This window comes from Campylobacter sp. CFSAN093226 (genome assembly GCF_012897595.1).
Taxonomy (GTDB): domain Bacteria; phylum Campylobacterota; class Campylobacteria; order Campylobacterales; family Campylobacteraceae; genus Campylobacter_D; species Campylobacter_D jejuni.
In genome coordinates this window covers 996,786-1,012,976 of the sequence record NZ_CP040608.1, presented here as the reverse complement: position 1 = coordinate 1,012,976, position 16,191 = coordinate 996,786, and the positions used below count along the sequence as shown (strand labels likewise).

17 protein-coding genes are annotated in these 16,191 nt (G+C 30.0%); 7 read left to right on the top strand and 10 right to left on the bottom strand.

Features of this window, described 5'->3' with window-relative positions; all coding sequences use genetic code 11:
- Positions 1-111: 111 nt before the first annotated feature.
- Together FBF02_RS05255 and lon are read left to right on the top strand one after the other, a co-directional pair.
- Positions 112-759, top strand: a complete 648-nt coding sequence (locus FBF02_RS05255; RefSeq protein ID WP_002852961.1) for an outer membrane protein assembly factor BamD — start codon at positions 112-114, stop codon at positions 757-759.
- Between the two features lie 16 nt (positions 760-775).
- Positions 776-3,151, top strand: a complete 2,376-nt coding sequence (gene lon, locus FBF02_RS05250) for an endopeptidase La (RefSeq protein ID WP_002858084.1) — start codon at positions 776-778, stop codon at positions 3,149-3,151.
- 60 nt (positions 3,152-3,211) lie between these two features.
- On the opposite strand, the gene rpsR is transcribed toward lon, so the two are convergent.
- The 3 genes from rpsR to rpsF are packed head-to-tail and all read right to left on the bottom strand — an operon-like array spanning position 3,212 to position 4,420.
- Positions 3,212-3,472 carry a 30S ribosomal protein S18 gene (rpsR, locus tag FBF02_RS05245; RefSeq protein WP_002853032.1) on the bottom strand — a complete coding sequence of 87 codons (261 nt, stop codon included), beginning with the start codon at positions 3,470-3,472 and terminating at the stop codon, positions 3,212-3,214.
- A 10-nt stretch (positions 3,473-3,482) separates the two neighbouring features.
- Positions 3,483-4,034, bottom strand: a complete 552-nt coding sequence (locus FBF02_RS05240; RefSeq protein ID WP_002856575.1) for a single-stranded DNA-binding protein — start codon at positions 4,032-4,034, stop codon at positions 3,483-3,485.
- A gap of 8 nt (positions 4,035-4,042) precedes the next feature.
- Entirely contained in the window at positions 4,043-4,420 is a 378-nt protein-coding gene (gene rpsF / locus FBF02_RS05235) for a 30S ribosomal protein S6 (protein WP_002858097.1), read from the bottom strand.
- Positions 4,421-4,648: 228 nt separating this feature from the next.
- On the opposite strand from rpsF, the gene FBF02_RS05230 reads away from it, so the two are divergent.
- Together FBF02_RS05230 and FBF02_RS05225 are read left to right on the top strand one after the other, a co-directional pair.
- The gene (locus FBF02_RS05230; protein WP_002857985.1) at positions 4,649-5,086 is read left to right on the top strand and encodes a DUF302 domain-containing protein; all 438 of its coding nucleotides are present in this window, start codon (positions 4,649-4,651) and stop codon (positions 5,084-5,086) included.
- Between the two features lie 14 nt (positions 5,087-5,100).
- Positions 5,101-6,456, top strand: a complete 1,356-nt coding sequence (locus tag FBF02_RS05225; protein WP_002863358.1) for an FAD-dependent oxidoreductase — start codon at positions 5,101-5,103, stop codon at positions 6,454-6,456.
- Here FBF02_RS05225 and FBF02_RS05220 read toward each other — a convergent pair.
- The 7 genes from FBF02_RS05220 to FBF02_RS05190 form a co-directional block, all read right to left on the bottom strand.
- On the bottom strand, positions 6,434-7,306 hold the full coding sequence (locus tag FBF02_RS05220; RefSeq protein WP_002858448.1) for a VirK family antimicrobial peptide resistance protein: 873 nt from the start codon (positions 7,304-7,306) through the stop codon (positions 6,434-6,436). The two genes, FBF02_RS05225 and FBF02_RS05220, sit on opposite strands and share 23 nt — an antisense overlap.
- Positions 7,299-8,405, bottom strand: coding sequence for an RIP metalloprotease RseP (rseP, locus tag FBF02_RS05215; protein ID WP_002858350.1), 1,107 nt, complete (start codon positions 8,403-8,405; stop codon positions 7,299-7,301). Before rseP ends, FBF02_RS05220 begins: the two co-directional genes overlap by 8 nt.
- Positions 8,402-8,938 (bottom strand): CDP-diacylglycerol--glycerol-3-phosphate 3-phosphatidyltransferase, encoded by a 537-nt coding sequence (gene pgsA, locus FBF02_RS05210; protein ID WP_002853053.1) that lies wholly within the window; start codon positions 8,936-8,938, stop codon positions 8,402-8,404. Before pgsA ends, rseP begins: the two co-directional genes overlap by 4 nt.
- Before the next feature lie 124 nt (positions 8,939-9,062).
- Positions 9,063-9,668, bottom strand: coding sequence for an NAD(P)H-dependent oxidoreductase (locus FBF02_RS05205; protein WP_002853752.1), 606 nt, complete (start codon positions 9,666-9,668; stop codon positions 9,063-9,065).
- Complete coding sequence (locus FBF02_RS05200; RefSeq protein ID WP_002858394.1) at positions 9,668-10,288, bottom strand: NAD(P)H-dependent oxidoreductase; 621 nt, start codon at positions 10,286-10,288, stop codon at positions 9,668-9,670. Before FBF02_RS05200 ends, FBF02_RS05205 begins: the two co-directional genes overlap by 1 nt.
- 63 nt (positions 10,289-10,351) lie before the next feature.
- On the bottom strand, positions 10,352-10,777 hold the full coding sequence (locus FBF02_RS05195) for a GNAT family N-acetyltransferase (RefSeq protein ID WP_002777060.1): 426 nt from the start codon (positions 10,775-10,777) through the stop codon (positions 10,352-10,354).
- A gap of 11 nt (positions 10,778-10,788) precedes the next feature.
- Positions 10,789-11,877 carry a CinA family protein gene (locus FBF02_RS05190; protein ID WP_002858323.1) on the bottom strand — a complete coding sequence of 363 codons (1,089 nt, stop codon included), beginning with the start codon at positions 11,875-11,877 and terminating at the stop codon, positions 10,789-10,791.
- 98 nt (positions 11,878-11,975) lie between these two features.
- On the opposite strand from FBF02_RS05190, the gene ileS reads away from it, so the two are divergent.
- The 3 genes from ileS to gatA are packed head-to-tail and all read left to right on the top strand — an operon-like array spanning position 11,976 to position 16,191.
- Positions 11,976-14,729 (top strand): isoleucine--tRNA ligase, encoded by a 2,754-nt coding sequence (ileS, locus tag FBF02_RS05185; protein ID WP_002858461.1) that lies wholly within the window; start codon positions 11,976-11,978, stop codon positions 14,727-14,729.
- A complete protein-coding gene (locus tag FBF02_RS05180) occupies positions 14,723-14,833 on the top strand; it encodes a membrane protein (RefSeq protein ID WP_002869114.1) in 111 nt (36 codons plus the stop codon). The genes ileS and FBF02_RS05180 overlap by 7 nt, the downstream gene beginning before the upstream one ends.
- Positions 14,830-16,191 (top strand): Asp-tRNA(Asn)/Glu-tRNA(Gln) amidotransferase subunit GatA, encoded by a 1,362-nt coding sequence (gatA, locus tag FBF02_RS05175; RefSeq protein ID WP_002855710.1) that lies wholly within the window; start codon positions 14,830-14,832, stop codon positions 16,189-16,191. Before FBF02_RS05180 ends, gatA begins: the two co-directional genes overlap by 4 nt.

The following is a 16,191-nucleotide window of genomic DNA, read 5'->3' as shown; positions in this document are numbered from 1 at the left end:
TAATCATTCCAAAATTTTAAATTATTTAATTAATTTTATTATAATTTTAGAAGAACATAATTATAAAATCGTTAAAATATATATTTTTGAGAATATAAATCAAGGTGAAGTATGAAAAAAGGTATTTTTTTATTGGTTTTTTTAAGTGTTTTTTTTAGTGCGTGTAGTACGAAAAATGATGAAGGTTTATACAATCTTAGTGCTAGTGAGTGGTATAAGCAAATTATTAAAGATTTGCAGGACAAGGATTTGGAAAAAGCTGATGATCATTATAATGGTATGGCAAGTGAGCATGTTGCCGATCCTTTATTGGAAACTACTTTAATTATTTTAGCACAAGCTCATATGGATGAAGAGGAATATAAGTTAGCTGAATTTTATTTAGATGAATATAATAAAAAATTTGGAAATTCACGCAATGCTGATTATATTCGTTATCTTAAAATTAAGGCAAAATTTGATGCATTTGCAGTGCCAAATCGTAATCAGGCTTTAATGCTTGAAAGCCAAAAAGAAATAGATACTTTTTTGAAAGATTATCCTTATACAGAATATGAACCTTTGGTTCAAACAATGCTTACAAAATTTAATTTAGCGGTTTTTTATCTTAATAGTACTATAGAAAATCTATACCAGCGCATAGGGCATGATGAAAGTGCACAAATTTATAAACAAAGACTTCAAGAAAGTGAATTTTATCAGCAAAGTATTATCAAACCTGAGCTTCCTTGGTATAGAAGTATATTTGAAAGATTTTAATAAACAAGGAAAATAAATGCAGATTGAAGAGATACAAAATTATCCAGCAAATTTACCAGTATTGGTTGAAGATGAATTATTTTTATATCCTTTTATGATAACTCCTATTTTTATTAACGATTCATCCAATATGAAAGCTTTAGATCTTGCGATTAAAAATGATAGCATGCTTTTTGTTGCACCTTCAAAGTTGGAAAATGGAAGAAATTTTGATGAAATTTATAATTGCGGAGTGATTGGGACTATCATGCGAAAAGTTCCTTTACCTGATGGAAGGGTGAAAATACTTTTTCAAGGATATGCTAAGGGTAAAATTATAGAGCAAATTTCTAATAAACCTTTAGAAGCCAAGATAGAACTTATAAAAGAAGACTTTTTAGAAGGAACTAAAAAAGAAGCGCTTCTTGAAGTTTTAAAAGAGAAGGTAAAAAATTTGGCAAATATTAGTCATTATTTTTCTCCGGATCTTTTAAGAACAATTGAAGAAGGTTTTGATGCGTCTAGGATTTGTGATTTGATTTTAAATACTGTGCGTATTAAAAAACAAGTTGCTTATGAGTTTTTTGTTTTAACAGATCTTGAGCAAAAATTAGTAAAATTAATAGATTTAATTGCCCAAGAAATAGAAGCCAATAAAATTCAAAAAGAAATTAAAAATAAAGTACATTCTCGTATTGATAAGGTAAATAAAGAATATTTTTTAAAAGAACAATTAAGACAAATTCAAAAAGAGCTTGGTTCTGATACACAAAAAGAAGATGAGGTTAGAGAGTATCAAAAGCGTCTGGAGTTAAAGAAGAAATTTATGCACGAAGACGCTTATAAAGAAATCAAAAAACAAATTGAAAAATTCGAACGCATTCATCAAGATAATTCCGAAGCATCGATGATTCAAACTTACATAGAAACAGCATTAGATATTCCTTTTGAAAAAATTTCTAAGAAAAAACTTGATATTAAAGAAGTTTCAAAACAGCTCAACCATGATCATTATGCATTAAATAAACCAAAAGAACGCATAGAAGAATATTTTGCAGTTAGGGAACTTTTAGAAAAAAGAAAAATAGCAGAAAAAGATGGTGCTAAAGTTATACTTTGTCTTTATGGACCTCCTGGCGTGGGTAAAACTTCACTGGCAAATTCTGTTTCAAAAGCTTTAAAAAGAGAGCTTATTCGCATAGCCTTAGGCGGACTTGAAGATGTTAATGAGCTACGTGGTCATCGTAGAACTTATATAGGCGCTATGCCTGGACGTATTACCCAAGGACTCATAGAGGCAAAACAAATTAATCCTGTAATTGTATTGGATGAAATTGATAAATTAAATCGCAGTTTTAGAGGCGATCCAAGTGCGGTGCTTTTAGAAATTTTAGATCCAGAGCAAAATTCTAAATTTAGGGATTATTATTTAAATTTTAATATTGATTTAAGTAAAGTCATTTTTATAGCAACAGCAAATGATATTAGCAATATTCCTGCACCTTTAAGAGATAGAATGGAATTTATAGAACTTAGCTCTTATACTCCAAGTGAAAAATTTCATATAATGAAAAAATATTTAGTTCCAGATGAGCTTAAAAAACATGGCTTAAAATCCAATGAATTATCTATTGATGATGAAACTATAGAGTTAATCATTAGTGATTATACTCGTGAATCAGGAGTTAGAAATTTGCGTCGCAAAGTGGCAGAGTTGTGTCGTAAGAGTGCTAAAAAACTACTTTTAGAAAATATTAAAAAAGTCATTATTAATACAAAAAATTTGAATGAATTTTTAGATAAAAAAGTTTTTGAAATAGAAAAAAATAATGGAGAAAATCAAGTAGGTCAGGTTAATGGTTTGGCTTGGACAAGTGTAGGTGGAGATGTTTTAAAAGTAGAGGCTGTAAAAATTAAAGGTAAAGGAGAATTAACGCTCACGGGAAGTTTGGGTGATGTAATGAAAGAATCAGCTAGAATTGCTTTTAGCATGATAAAAGTTTTAATCGATGAAGGAAAAATAAAAATACCTAAAAAAATAATTATCGATCCTAAAGTTAATGTTTATGATAGTTATAATATTCATATCCATGTGCCAGATGGAGCTACTCCAAAAGATGGTCCAAGTGCGGGCATTACGATAAGCACAGCTATTGCTTCTATTTTTAGTGATAAAAAGGTTAAAGCAGATGTTGCAATGACAGGTGAAATAGATTTAAAAGGAAAAGTTTTACCAATAGGCGGATTAAAAGAAAAATTAATTGCAGCTTATAAAGCAGATATAAAAACAGCTTTAATCCCAAGAAAAAATTACGAAAGGGACTTAAAAGATATTCCTAGTGAGGTTAGAGACAATATGGAAATCATTGCTGTTGATACTTTTAGTGATGTCTTAGAATATACTTTGATTTAATTTTATTTTGAGAATAAATGTATAAGAAAGCAAACTTTTTACAAGTTTGCTTTTAAAAGATTATAGTCCTTCAAAAGGATTATTGATTACTTCTTTTCTATCCACTATATAAGGGATAAGAGCTACATGTCTTGCACGTTTGATTGCAACTTCTACCATTTCTTGGTATTTTTTGCTTGTACCTGTTAAACGGCGTGGCATGATTTTAAATCTTTCAGATAAAGCATGTTTTAACATTGCTGTATCTTTATAATCAATAAATTCAACTTTTGCTTCAGTGTATTTGCAATATTTGCGAGAGTATTTTCTTTTTTCTGCCATAGTTTATCCTTTAAAATGGTAAATTAGTATCATCGCTATCATAAGCATCGATATCAATTTCTTTTAATTTTTCTTCGTGTTGTGGGTTTTGGTTTCTTTGTGGAGTAGGGTTTGTTTTTGCTTTATTAAAATTTTGATTTTCACTCATATAAGGATCATAGCTTTGATTTTCATAGTTTCCACTATAATTGTTGTTTGAAAAGCTATTATTGCCAAAATTTCCGCCTTGTTGTGGAGCATTGGAATTGCCAAGCATTTCCATATTTTCAACTTGAATGCTATGTTTAGAGCGATTTTGTCCATTTTGATCACTCCATTGTTCAAATCTCAAACGTCCTTCTATGAGTACTTTTGAACCTTTTGTAAGGTATTGGTTTGCAACTTCTGCGGTGCGACCATAAAAACTTATATCAATAAAGCAAGTTTCCTCTCTTTTTTCTCCATTTGTGGTAAATCTTCTTGTTACTGCGATAGCAGAAGCTCCAATAGCACTACCGCTTTGTGCATAACGCATTTCTATATCGCGTGTAAGATTTCCAACCAAAACAACTTTGTTAAACATCTTTTTCCTTATTGAATTTCAGGAGCATCTAAAGGTTTGATTTCTTTTTTAGATTGCTTAATCCCGTGGCTTAGTTTTTCCCAAGCTGCAATTTCTTTTTTGTTTTCATATTTTACGATTAAAAATCTTATTACTTCTTCAGTGATTCTTAACACCCTTTCAAGCTCAGCGATCAAGTTTGTAGGAGCTTTGAAATAAATCACAAAATAAGTTCCTCTTTCATATTTTTTGATTTTATACGCTAATTTTCTAGTGCCCATTGGAACAACAGTTTCAATTTCTGCACCATTTTTGATTAGGACTTCTTTAACGAATTCCAACTTTGCATTCACTTCCTCTTCGGTAAGCGTTGGTTTTAAGATAAATAAAACCTCATAATGTTTCATCTTTTCTCCTTATGGATATAAAGCCCATTTTTATGAGCAAGGATTTTGCATTAAAGCAAGAGCAAATTATACTATAATATACTTAATTTATACTTCAATGAAGTTAATATGTAAATTATCATTGCCATTATCAAACAATTAATAAGCAATGGATTTGTTTTGATTTACTTTCGACTGTTATAATGCAATGTTTTTTAAAATACGACCTTAATTGAGCAAGGATTAAAATTGAAAAAAATATTGGTTTTGTTGTTTATGTGTTTTAGCAGTTTATTTGCAAATGATGATTTTATTTATGAAAAAAGTAAATATAATTTTAATGAGCTGATAAAAAGAGTTGAGCAAGAGCTTAAAGATAGAAATTTAACGATTTTTGCAAAATTTAATCACTATCAAAATGCATTAGATGTTAATTTGACCTTAAAATCAAATACAGTTATAGTGTTTGGTAATCCTATTGTAGGAACTTATTTGATGCAAGAAAATCCAATGATAGGTATTGAATTACCTTTAAAAATTTTAATCTGGCAAGATCAAAATAATGAAACTTTTATAGGTTATGTCAGTTTAAAATCAAAAATACAAAAATATCATATTAAAAATACTGTTTTAGTAGATAAAATAGATTCTTTAATGAAAGATATCATCAATATAAGCAAAAAATAAATTAAGGAAGAGAAATGAAGCATTATGAAGTTATTATTATTGGCTTTGGTAAGGGTGGAAAAACTTTAGCGGCAAAACTTGCAATGCTAGGAAAAAAAGTTGCTCTTATAGAAGAAGATGAAAATATGTACGGAGGGACTTGCATTAATGTTGGTTGTATTCCTTCTAAGTCTTTGGTAAAAAACTCTCTTTGTGCTGATAAAAATGCAAATTGGGAAATAAAACAGAATTTTTATTACAATGCTATTTTAGAAGAAAAACAATTAAGTGCAATGTTAAGACAAAAAAATTATGATAAGTTAAATGCTTTAGAAAATATTACTCTATATCTTGGAAAAGCTTCTTTTATTAATGAAAAAACTTTGTTAATACAGGGCGAAAAAGAAGTTCAAATTAGTGCCGATAGAATTTATATTAATACAGGCTCGATTCCTATTATACCAGATATAAAAGGACTAGATCAAAGTAAAAATGTATTAACAAGCAAAGAATTAATGGCACAAGAAAATTTACCTAAGCATCTTGTTATCATAGGTGGAGGTTATATTGCTTTAGAATTTGCTTGTATTTATGCTAATTTTGGTTCTAAGGTAACCTTATTGCAAAGGAACGATACTTTTTTAGGTAAAGAAGATAAAGATTTCGCAGATTTAATTTTTCAAAATTTAGAAAATAAACAGATTGATATTAGATTAGGAGTTCAATTTAAAGAAATTAAAGATTTTGATCAAAAAAGTATAGTGTTTTTTACTCAAGATCACCAAGATTTCGAAATTGAATGTGATATGATCTTATTAGCAACGGGAAGAAAGGCAAATACTCTTGGATTAAGTTGCGATAAAGCCGGCATTCAACTCGATAAAAGAGGTTTTATTATTGTTGATGATACTTTAAAAACAAATAAAGATTCTATTTATGCTCTAGGTGATGTAAATGGAGGTTTACAATTTACTTATGTTTCTTTAGATGATTATAGAATAGCTTATGCTCCATTTAGGCAACAAAATTATACAAAATCTAAAAGAAAGGTTATTCCTTATAGTGTCTTTATCGATCCTCCTTTTTCAAGAGTTGGATTAAATGAAAAAGAATCAATTGATGCAGGTTATAGAATTAAAGTGGTAAAATTGCCTGTTGTAGCAATCCCTAAGGCACAAGTTCTTAAAAAAACTTATGGTTTACTAAAAGCAATCATAAATGAAGAAAATGACGAAATTTTAGGAGCAATGCTTTTTTGTGAAGAATCTCATGAGATGATTAATATTGTTAAACTTGCTATGGATACTAATTTAAAATATCAAGTTTTAAGAGATCAAATTTATACTCACCCAACAATGAGTGAGTCTTTTAATGATTTATTTGATATCTAAATAAATTTTTTAGATTTTGCCTAATACCTTCAAGCATAGTGAAACGTTTTTTATACATGGAGCGTTTTTGCGAAGGGATTTCTTCTAGGTTTTTTTGCGAGTGGTGGAGCTTGTAGTATTTGTGTTTATCGATTTTTATTAATTCTCCACCATTTTCTAGCCAAATTTTTTGATAATCTACAAAATAGCCTTTTTCTTTTCCTTTTTGAGAACGGATTTGATTTTTTTCATGTACACCTAAAGTAGCTTGAAGTTTTAAAATTTCACAAAGCATCTTAGAGCATTCTATAAGTAAAGCAACAGGGCGCAAACCATGACATTTTTTAGTTAAAATTTTATTAATTTCTAAAATATTAAAATCTTTGTATTTATATCCTTGTATGCAAGAAAGTAGAAGATTATTTTCTAAAGTAAAGCAAAAATTACATTGTGAAATAGTGTATTTTTTAAATTTTAAAGAAAAAGCCCAAAAACCTTCTTCGTAAACATTATGGTTATATCCTAAAAAAAGCTCAAAATCTTCATCAAAAGAAAAAATCATTTGTTCTTCGGGAAGAAATTTAAAACAAGTAAGTCCCTTATCAACATCATAAATAAGTGTTTTAACGCGTTCATTTGCTTTAAAACTTTTATCGCAAAATCTTCTTATAGCATTGTAGCAAGCATAGGGTCTTTGAGAGAAAAAGTCTTTTAAATGTTTATTTTTTTCTTCATTAAGCGTTTTTTCTAGAAGCCTTACTTGAGGAAAATATAGAATTTTTCTTGCTTGAAAACGCAAATAGCGCCAAAAGATGATACTTTTTCTTCTATCAGTAAAATTTGGAATAGGGTAGGAAAATTTTTTATTCACCTGCAATCCTTGATATATCATTATAAGTTGCAAAGAGCATTAAGCTTAAAAGTATTGCCATGCCTGCGTAACTTAAGTATTCAAAAGCACGCTGTGGAATCTTGCGTCTAAAAATCATTTCATAAAGATTAAAAAGTATATGTCCTCCATCAAGCATAGGAATAGGTAAAAGATTTAAAATACCTAAATTTATAGAAATTAAAGCAGTGATAAATAAAAGCAAAGTAAAGCTATTTTGTGCAGCCTTTGAGGTAATTTCAGTCATGGTGATAATACCGCCTAAATTTTTTGCTTCAACTTCACCACTTATGAGTTTTACAATACCCTTGATGATAAGTGTGGAAGCTTGAAAACTTTCTTGTGCGGCATATTTAAAACTTTCTAAACCTTGGTGTTTTACAAGAGTGCTTGTCCCATTTGGACTGACTCCAAGTTGAGGTTTTTCAACGATTTGTCCAAAGTCATTATATCCTTGTCCTATTTTTGGAGTTAAAATAAATTCTAAATTTTTTCCTTCTCTATCGATTAATATTTTCAAAGGCTCTAAACTTAAATGCTTTGAAATTTCATCAAAGCTTTGAATTCTTATACCGTTAATTTCTAAGATAGTATCATTTTTTTGAAGTCCTATGTCTTGTGCAGCAGAGTTTGGCGCTATGCTTCCTATTTGCGGAGCAAGTTTGTTTAGACCTAAATTTCCTATGATAATATAAAGAAAAAAAGCTAAAATTAGATTAAAAAATGGTCCAGCAAAAAGAATATAAATCTTTTTTAAAGGACTTAAAATGCTATAGCTATCTTTGTCTAGATTTTCAAAACCAGGACGCATATCATCTTGTCCTTTAAGTTTAACATATCCTCCAAGTGGTAAAGTGCTTAAGCGATAGTTTGTGCCTTTAAATTCACGCTCTATAAGACTTTTTCCAAATCCTATACTAAAAACTTCAACTTTTACACCCAAAGATCTTGCAGCCAAAAAATGTCCTAATTCGTGAAAGAAAATTAAAAATGAGATGACTAAAACAGTTGCTAAAAATTCAATAGAATAAAATTTAATTCCCAAAATCAAAATAACAATTAAAAATAATAAAGATCTCATTTTTCTCCTTTTTTTTGAGCTTTTATATAAGTATAGATGTATTCAAATCCAGAATAAAGAGTTAAAATCAAAGCTATGTAAAGTAGAATTTCACCGCCTATCCACTCCATGATTAAAAATCCTATCGCAGTCATTTGAAAAGCGGTTTTAAGTTTGCCTGCAAAAGAAGCATTGACATTTAAATTTTCGCTAATCATTACAACTCTAAAACCTGTGATAAAAAATTCCCTTACTAATATAATATAAATTACCCATTCATTAGCTTTTCCTGTAAGTAAAAGCCCTAAAAAAGCTGCTAAAACAAGCATTTTATCGGCTAATGGATCTAAGATTCCACCAAGTTTTGTAGTTTGTTTCCAAGTTCTTGCGATGTATCCATCAAAAAAATCACTTAAAGCTGCTAATGAAAAAGTTAAAGCAGCAAAATAGTTAATCCAACTTTGATGAATATTTTCAAAATGATGAATTAATAAAAAAAATAGCAAAGGCGCTAAAACCATTCTAAAAATCGCCAAGATATTGGGTAAATTCATAACAAGCCTTGTGAAATTAAATGTAAAATTATAATCAAAATTGTATAAAATTTAAGCAAAGACTTAGTAAAAATACAAAAAAGAATCAGTTTATTTTTATTTAAATTTTGCTTAAAAGCAAAATTTAAATAAATTTTACAACTTCATCAAAACTAAAACGATTTTTTTGAGGATTTTTTTTATCGTTGCAATATCCTAAAGCCACCACCAAACTTGATCTTTCTTTTTGAATATCAAGTGATAAATAAGAATCAAGCTTTTCTTTATCAAAACCACCTATAGTGCAGCTTGCTATATTTAAAGCATTAGCACTGTAAAGTATGCTAGCTAGAGCTATATGAGCTTGTTCTCTTGCATAAGATATTTTTTGTTCTTGATTTAGAGATTTTAAAAAAGGCATATAAGTATCTAAGCGTTTTTGCATTTCTGTTTCACTCATATCTCTTTTTCTAAGTTTTTCTTCAAAATAATCCAAAAAATCAAGTCTTGAAATGATTATAATTAATGCAGCACAATCTTTTACATGTTTTTGTTGATTGCAAATTTTAGAAAGTTCTTCTTTTCTTTTCTCATCTTGCACTACTATAAATTTCCAAGGTTCCAGTCCCAAGGAGCTTGGGCTTAATCTTGCTATTTCTAAAATAGAATTTAAATCCTCTTTTTTGAGTTTTTCATTTTTAAAATTTCTACAAGAATATCTTGTGCTAAAAATTTCAAGTTCTTTTTTCATTATTTTTCCTTGTAAAATTCGACGACTTCATTAAAATTTAAGCGTTGAGTAGAATATTTTGGTTCATGGGCTTTATATCCTAAGGATAAAATTACAGCAGTTTCAAAAGGATAAGTTAAATTAAGAAAATTATCAACTTTAGCTTTTTCAAAGCCACCTATCATACAAGAATCAATACCTAAGCTCATTGCAGCTAGCGACATTTGCATCATAGCAAGATAGCATTGAAGTTGTGCGTAATGATAGAGTTCATTATCATTCATTGCATTGGTTTTATGGGTGTAAATTTCTAAAATTTTTTGAAAATTTTCTTCGCTAGAACCTGAGAAACGACGCACTTGTTTTTGTGCAAATTCATCTTTGCTTTGAAGATCTTTTCTTGCTAGAAAAATGATATTATGACTCGCACTTGCTACATTTTGTTGATTGTAACATAGGGTTGAGAGTTTAAGATTGTGTTCTTTTTGTTCTAATACTACAAATTTCCAAGGCTCAAATCCATGTGAGCTTGGGGCTAAGACTCCACTTTCTAAGATAAAATGCAAATCCTTTTCATTGATTTTTTTATCATTAAAAAGTTTACAAGCTCTGCGTTTTGAAATTAGTTCTTTAAAATTCATTTTATTCCTTAAAATCAAAAATAATAATATTAATTATAAAATGCAAAGCTTAATCAAAAAATATTATAGTTTGATATTTTTCTTAAAAACAAAACCGGATTTTTCAAAACCCATTTTTTGGATATAAAATTCATGAGCTTGTGTTCTAAAAAAACTTGAACTTAGTTCTAATTCTTCATATCCTTGATCTTTTGCCCAAATTTGGATTTTTTTCAAAAAAGCTTGACCTATACCTTTTCCTCTTAAAGCTTCATCTACGACAAAATCACAAATATAAAGACAATGATTATGATAAAGTACATTAAAGGGCATGACTCCACAAGCTGCTTTGTAGCTTCCCTCATTTTCATAGGCAAAAAGTTTATAATGTTGAGTTTGTGTAGCAAGTTGGATTTTGTCTAAAAAATCTTTCAAAGATAGGTTATTTCTTAATTGTTTTATCAAGGGATAAATTTTTTCCAAGTCTTCTTTTAGCTTAATTTCTTTCATTTTTAAATCCCTTAAATTTCAAAAATCTCAGGTTTTAATTTTAAAAGTAGGCAAAAAGTTGCCAAAACAGCTTGTTCTTGCATAAATTCACGATCTCCATCTAAATAAAGCGTTTCTTGGATAAAAGTTCCATCTCTAAACATTGCACCTATATAAATAGTGCCTGATTTTATTTTTCCCTCATCTTTTTCGCCAACTACTCCGCTAATAGCTAAGGCAAAATCAGGATTAGCTGTTTTAAAAATACCTTTTAGCATAAAATAAACACAACGTTCACTGTATTCGCCATTATTTTCTAAGATGCTTTCGCTAATTCCAAGCCATTCGTGTTTGATGCGGTTGGAATAACTTACAATAGATCCTTCAAAAATTTCACTTACACCTGAAATTTTGGTTAAGGTGCTTGCACAAAGTCCGCCTGTGCAACTTTCAGCAAAAGAAATTTTTAATTTTTTTTCTAAAAGTTTAGAGCTTATAAAATGTATAGGATCTTTACCTAAAAACACCTTTTGTCCAAAAAGATTTTTTACGCTATTTAAAAAACCATCAAGTTTTCCAAAATTAGCGCAAGTGGCCTTAATAAGCACAAGATTATCTAAAAGCTTGGTTAATTTTATATTTATCTCATAAGATTTTGTTAGGGTTTGCAGTAGTAATATAGCGCTTTCATCATCCATGCCAAAAATGCAAAAATATGCAAAATTTAATTTTATATGCCCAAGAAGATTGGGTAATTTTTCGCTTGGATTTATTTTAACGACATTGATTTTTGAATTTGAAAAATTACACACAAAGCTATTTTTACTAAATTCTGCTTTATCTGGAACCAAGGTATCATCTTTTAAGATAAGATTATCATCATTTAAAGTTGCTAAAATTTTAGCAACAGTCGCATAATGCAAAGGGCTTGTAAATAAAGTGATAAAATCATACTGATTTAAGAGGTTTTCAAGCAAAAAGGGTAAATCTTTATCGGTTTTACTTTGTATGCGAATTTCGTTGATTTCTTTAAATTTTTCTTCATAAGTTCTATAAATATAATTTTTGAATTTTTCGTTTATAGTAAGCTCATCTCCTATAAGATAAAGCAAATGTTTCATAAATTTTCCTTTTTTTCTTATAATTATAGCCAAAAACAAAGTAGAAATTAAAGCTAATTTGAGTAGAATTTAAGATTATTAAAAATTAGGTGGAAAAAATGGACTACAAAGAAACTCTACTTTTGCCCAGCACTACTTTTGCTATGCGGGCGAATTTAGCGGAACTTGAACCGCAAAGATTTAAAAAATGGTTTGAGCAAAATTATGCTTATGAAACAATGAAAGAAAATCGCAAAAATGCGAAAAAAAGTTTTACTTTACACGATGGCCCCCCTTATGCTAACGGACATATCCATATAGGACATGCTTTAAATAAAATTTTAAAAGAAACTATTATCAAAACACATTATTTTAAAGGTGAGAGTGTGCGTTTTACTCCAGGGTGGGATTGTCACGGTTTGCCTATAGAACAACAAGTAGAAGTAAAGCTTGGAGAAAAGAAAAAAAGCTTAAGTAAAAAAGAAATTCGTGAGTTTTGCAGACAACATGCGAGTGAATTTGTAGATATCCAAAGAGAAGAATTTAAAAATTTAGGCATTATTGCGGATTGGGATAAGCCTTATTTAACTATGAAATTTGAGTTTGAAGCAGCGATTTATAGAACTTTATGTGAGATTGCTAAGAAAGGCTTACTTTGTGAGCGTTCTAAACCTGTTTTTTGGAGTTGGGCGGCAAAGTCAGCTTTAGCAGAAGCTGAGGTAGAATATCAAGATAAAGAAGATTATTCTATCTTTGTGGCTTTTGATTTGGATGTAAAAGCTTGCGAAAAATTAGGTGTTTCAAAAGCAAGCGCAGTGATATGGACAACTACGCCTTGGACTTTAGTGGCTAATCAAGCTATAGCTTTAAATCCTAATGAAAATTATGTGATCACCAAAGAAGGTTTGATTTTTGCAAGTGCTTTACTTAAAAGTATGGTAGAAAAAGGACTTACAAGTGGAGAAATTCAAAAAGAATTAAACGCAAAAGAATTTGAAAAACTTGAAGCTATCAATCCTTTAAATGGAAGAAAATCTGTTTTAATTATGGGTGAGCATGTATTGATGGATGGTGGAAGTGGACTTGTGCATACTGCACCAGGACATGGCGAAGATGATTACTATGCTTGTTTGAAATACGGTATTGAAGTTTTAATGCCTGTTGATGATGGTGGATGTTATGATGAAACTTTAAGAGCTAAAGAGCTTTTGCCTTCTCATTTGCTTGAAGAGTTTATAGGTCTTCATATTTTTAAGGCTAATGAAAAAATTTTAGAACTTTTAGGCGCAAAACTGTTACATTCTTCTAAATTTATACACTCTTATCCGTTTTGCTGGAGAACACATAAACCTGTAATCTATAGAGCTACTAAACAATGGTTTATTTTAATGGATGAGCCAAAACTTCAAGGAAAAACCTTAAGAGAGTGTGCAAAAGAACAACTTTTAAAAACAACTTTTTATCCGCAAAGTGGGGTAAAAAGAATAGGTTCTATGGTGGAAAATCGCCCAGATTGGTGTATTTCAAGACAAAGGGACTGGGGAACGCCTATAGCCTTTTTTAGAGATAAAAACACTAAAGAAGTCATTTTTGATGATGAGCTTTTTGACTTTGTAGCGGCTATTTTTGAAAAACACGGCGCTGATGCGTGGTGGGAGTTTGAAATCAAAGATTTAATTCCTACAAATTCAAAATACAACGCTGAAAATTTAGAAAAAGTATATGATATTTTAGATGTTTGGTTTGATAGTGGAAGTACTTTTAATGCGGTTTTAAATAGCGGACTTTATGACGCAGGAGAAAAAAGAGCAAGTATGTATTTAGAAGGAAGCGATCAACATCGGGGTTGGTTTCAAAGCTCTTTGCTTGTAGGTACAGCGATCAATGAAAGTGCACCTTATGAAAGCATTTTAACTCATGGTTTTACCACCGATGAAAAAGGGCAAAAAATGTCTAAATCTAAAGGCAACGTGATCGCTCCTGAATATGTAGCAAAAACCTATGGAGTTGAAATTTTAAGACTTTGGATACTTTTAAGTGATTATTCAAGTGATTTAAAAATTTCAGACAATATCTTAAAACAAGTAGGCGAACAATACCGCAAAATAAGAAACACTATAAGATTTTTACTTGCCAATACCAATGATTTAAAAGATTTAAAAGTTAAAGAATTTAGTTTTATTGATAAATGGATATTAAGCCGTGCAACTAAAGTTTTTAAAGCAAGCAAAGAGGCATTTTTTGCTTATGAATTTGCTAAAGGTTTTAGTTTGCTTTTAAATTTCTTAAGTGCGGATTTAAGTGGGATTTATCTTGATATCAGTAAAGATAGACTTTATTGTGATAGCGAAAATGCCCAAAGAAGAAAATCTGCTCAAGTGGCTATGGCTTTGATAGCAAAAGAGCTTTTAAATTTACTTGCTCCAAATTTAAGCTATAGTGTAGATGAGGCTTTAGAACATGCTAATGTTTTAATCAAAGGCGATGCAAAAGATGTATTTGATCTAAGTTTAACTCAGGATTTTGATTATGATTTTGGTATAGATGATACATTTTTAATGAGTGCTAGAGAGAAATTTTTTGAACAGATTGATATACTTAAAAAAGATAAAATCATTAAATCTACTTTGGAATTAAATTTAAACATCAGTTTTAATAAATTCCCAAATGAGGAATTAGCCGATTGGTTTATGGTAAGTCAAATCAGCAATGAAAATGAAGAAATTTTGGCTGAATTTGAAGTAGAGAATGAGAAATTTAAAATCACCAAAGCTTCACTTTGTAAATGCCCAAGATGTTGGAAACTTCAAAGTAAAGATGAAGAAACACCTTGTTTAAGATGTGAAGAAGTTTTAAAAGGGATTCAATGCTAGAAAATCCTATTCCAAATAGCATTATCATCACAACTATAGCGGTGGTTTTGGCTTTTAGTGCTTTAGCGGTATTTTTGATCAAAAAAACAAAGGAAAATAAATGATAACTTTAAAAGAAGCTTTAAAATACTCCAAAGAAGAACTTGAAAATTTAAAAAAAGAACTCAATGAAAAAGCAAAAAAAGAAAAAAAAATAGGTGCTTATATCGAACAATTTTTAGATAAAGACTTAAGTGTTTCAGGTGAAGGTGTGCCTGTAGCTATAAAAGATAATATCAGCGTAAAGGGCTGGGAGCTTACTAGTGCGAGTAAGATTTTACAAGGTTATATCGCTCCTTATGATGCAAGTGTGATTGTTAATTTAAAAGCTAATGGTTTTTCTCCTTTTGGGCGTTGCAATATGGATGAATTTGCTATGGGAAGTTCAACAGCGAGTTCTTATTATGGCAAAACTTTAAATCCTTTAAATTTTGAGCGTGTGCCAGGTGGTTCAAGTGGTGGAAGTGCTGCTGCGGTAGCGGGTGGCTTGGCTTTGGCAAGTTTGGGTTCTGATACAGGAGGATCTGTACGTCAGCCTGCAGCTTTTTGTGGTTGCGTAGGATTTAAACCGAGTTATGGAAGAGTGAGTCGCTATGGCTTAGCTTCTTATTCTTCAAGTTTGGATCAAATTGGGGTTTTAACGCAAAATGTAGAAGATGCGGCAATTTTATATGATGCGATCGCAGGATATGATAAAATGGATAGCACGAGTGCAAATATCGAGTTTATCAAAACCGCTCCAAATTTAAATGCAAATAAAAAATTAAAAATTGCAGTGATTGAAAATTATGTCAATGATGCAGATAGTGAAGTAAAAAACGCACTTTTAAAAACCATAGATATGTTAAAAGCTAATGGACATGAGATTGTATATAAAAATTTGCTTGATTCTAAGTTTGATATCGCAGCGTATTATATCATCGCAACAGCTGAAGCAAGTGCAAATTTAAGTCGTTATGATGGGGTGCGTTATGGCAAGCGTTCTGAAAATATCCAAAATTTAAAAGAAATGTATGTAAATACACGCAGCGAAGGTTTTGGAGAAGAAGTAAAAAGAAGAATTTTGTTAGGAACTTTTGTTTTAAGCAGTGGATATTATGATGCGTATTATATTAAAGCACAAAAAGCTAGAGCTTTTATTAAGGCAAAATATGAAGAAATTTTGCAAGATTGTGATCTTATTTTTATGCCTGTAACGCCTACAACGGCTTTTAAATTTGATACTCAAAAAAGCCCTATGCAAACTTATTTAGAAGATGTTTATACTATCTCTGTAAATTTAGCAGGACTTGGAGGCATTAGTGTGCCTGTTGCAAAAGATAAAGAAGGGCTTAATATATCAGCACAACTGATTTGCAAAGCTTATGATGAACAAACCTTATTAGATGGGGCTTTAAGTTTAGAACAAATGATTAAACATTAA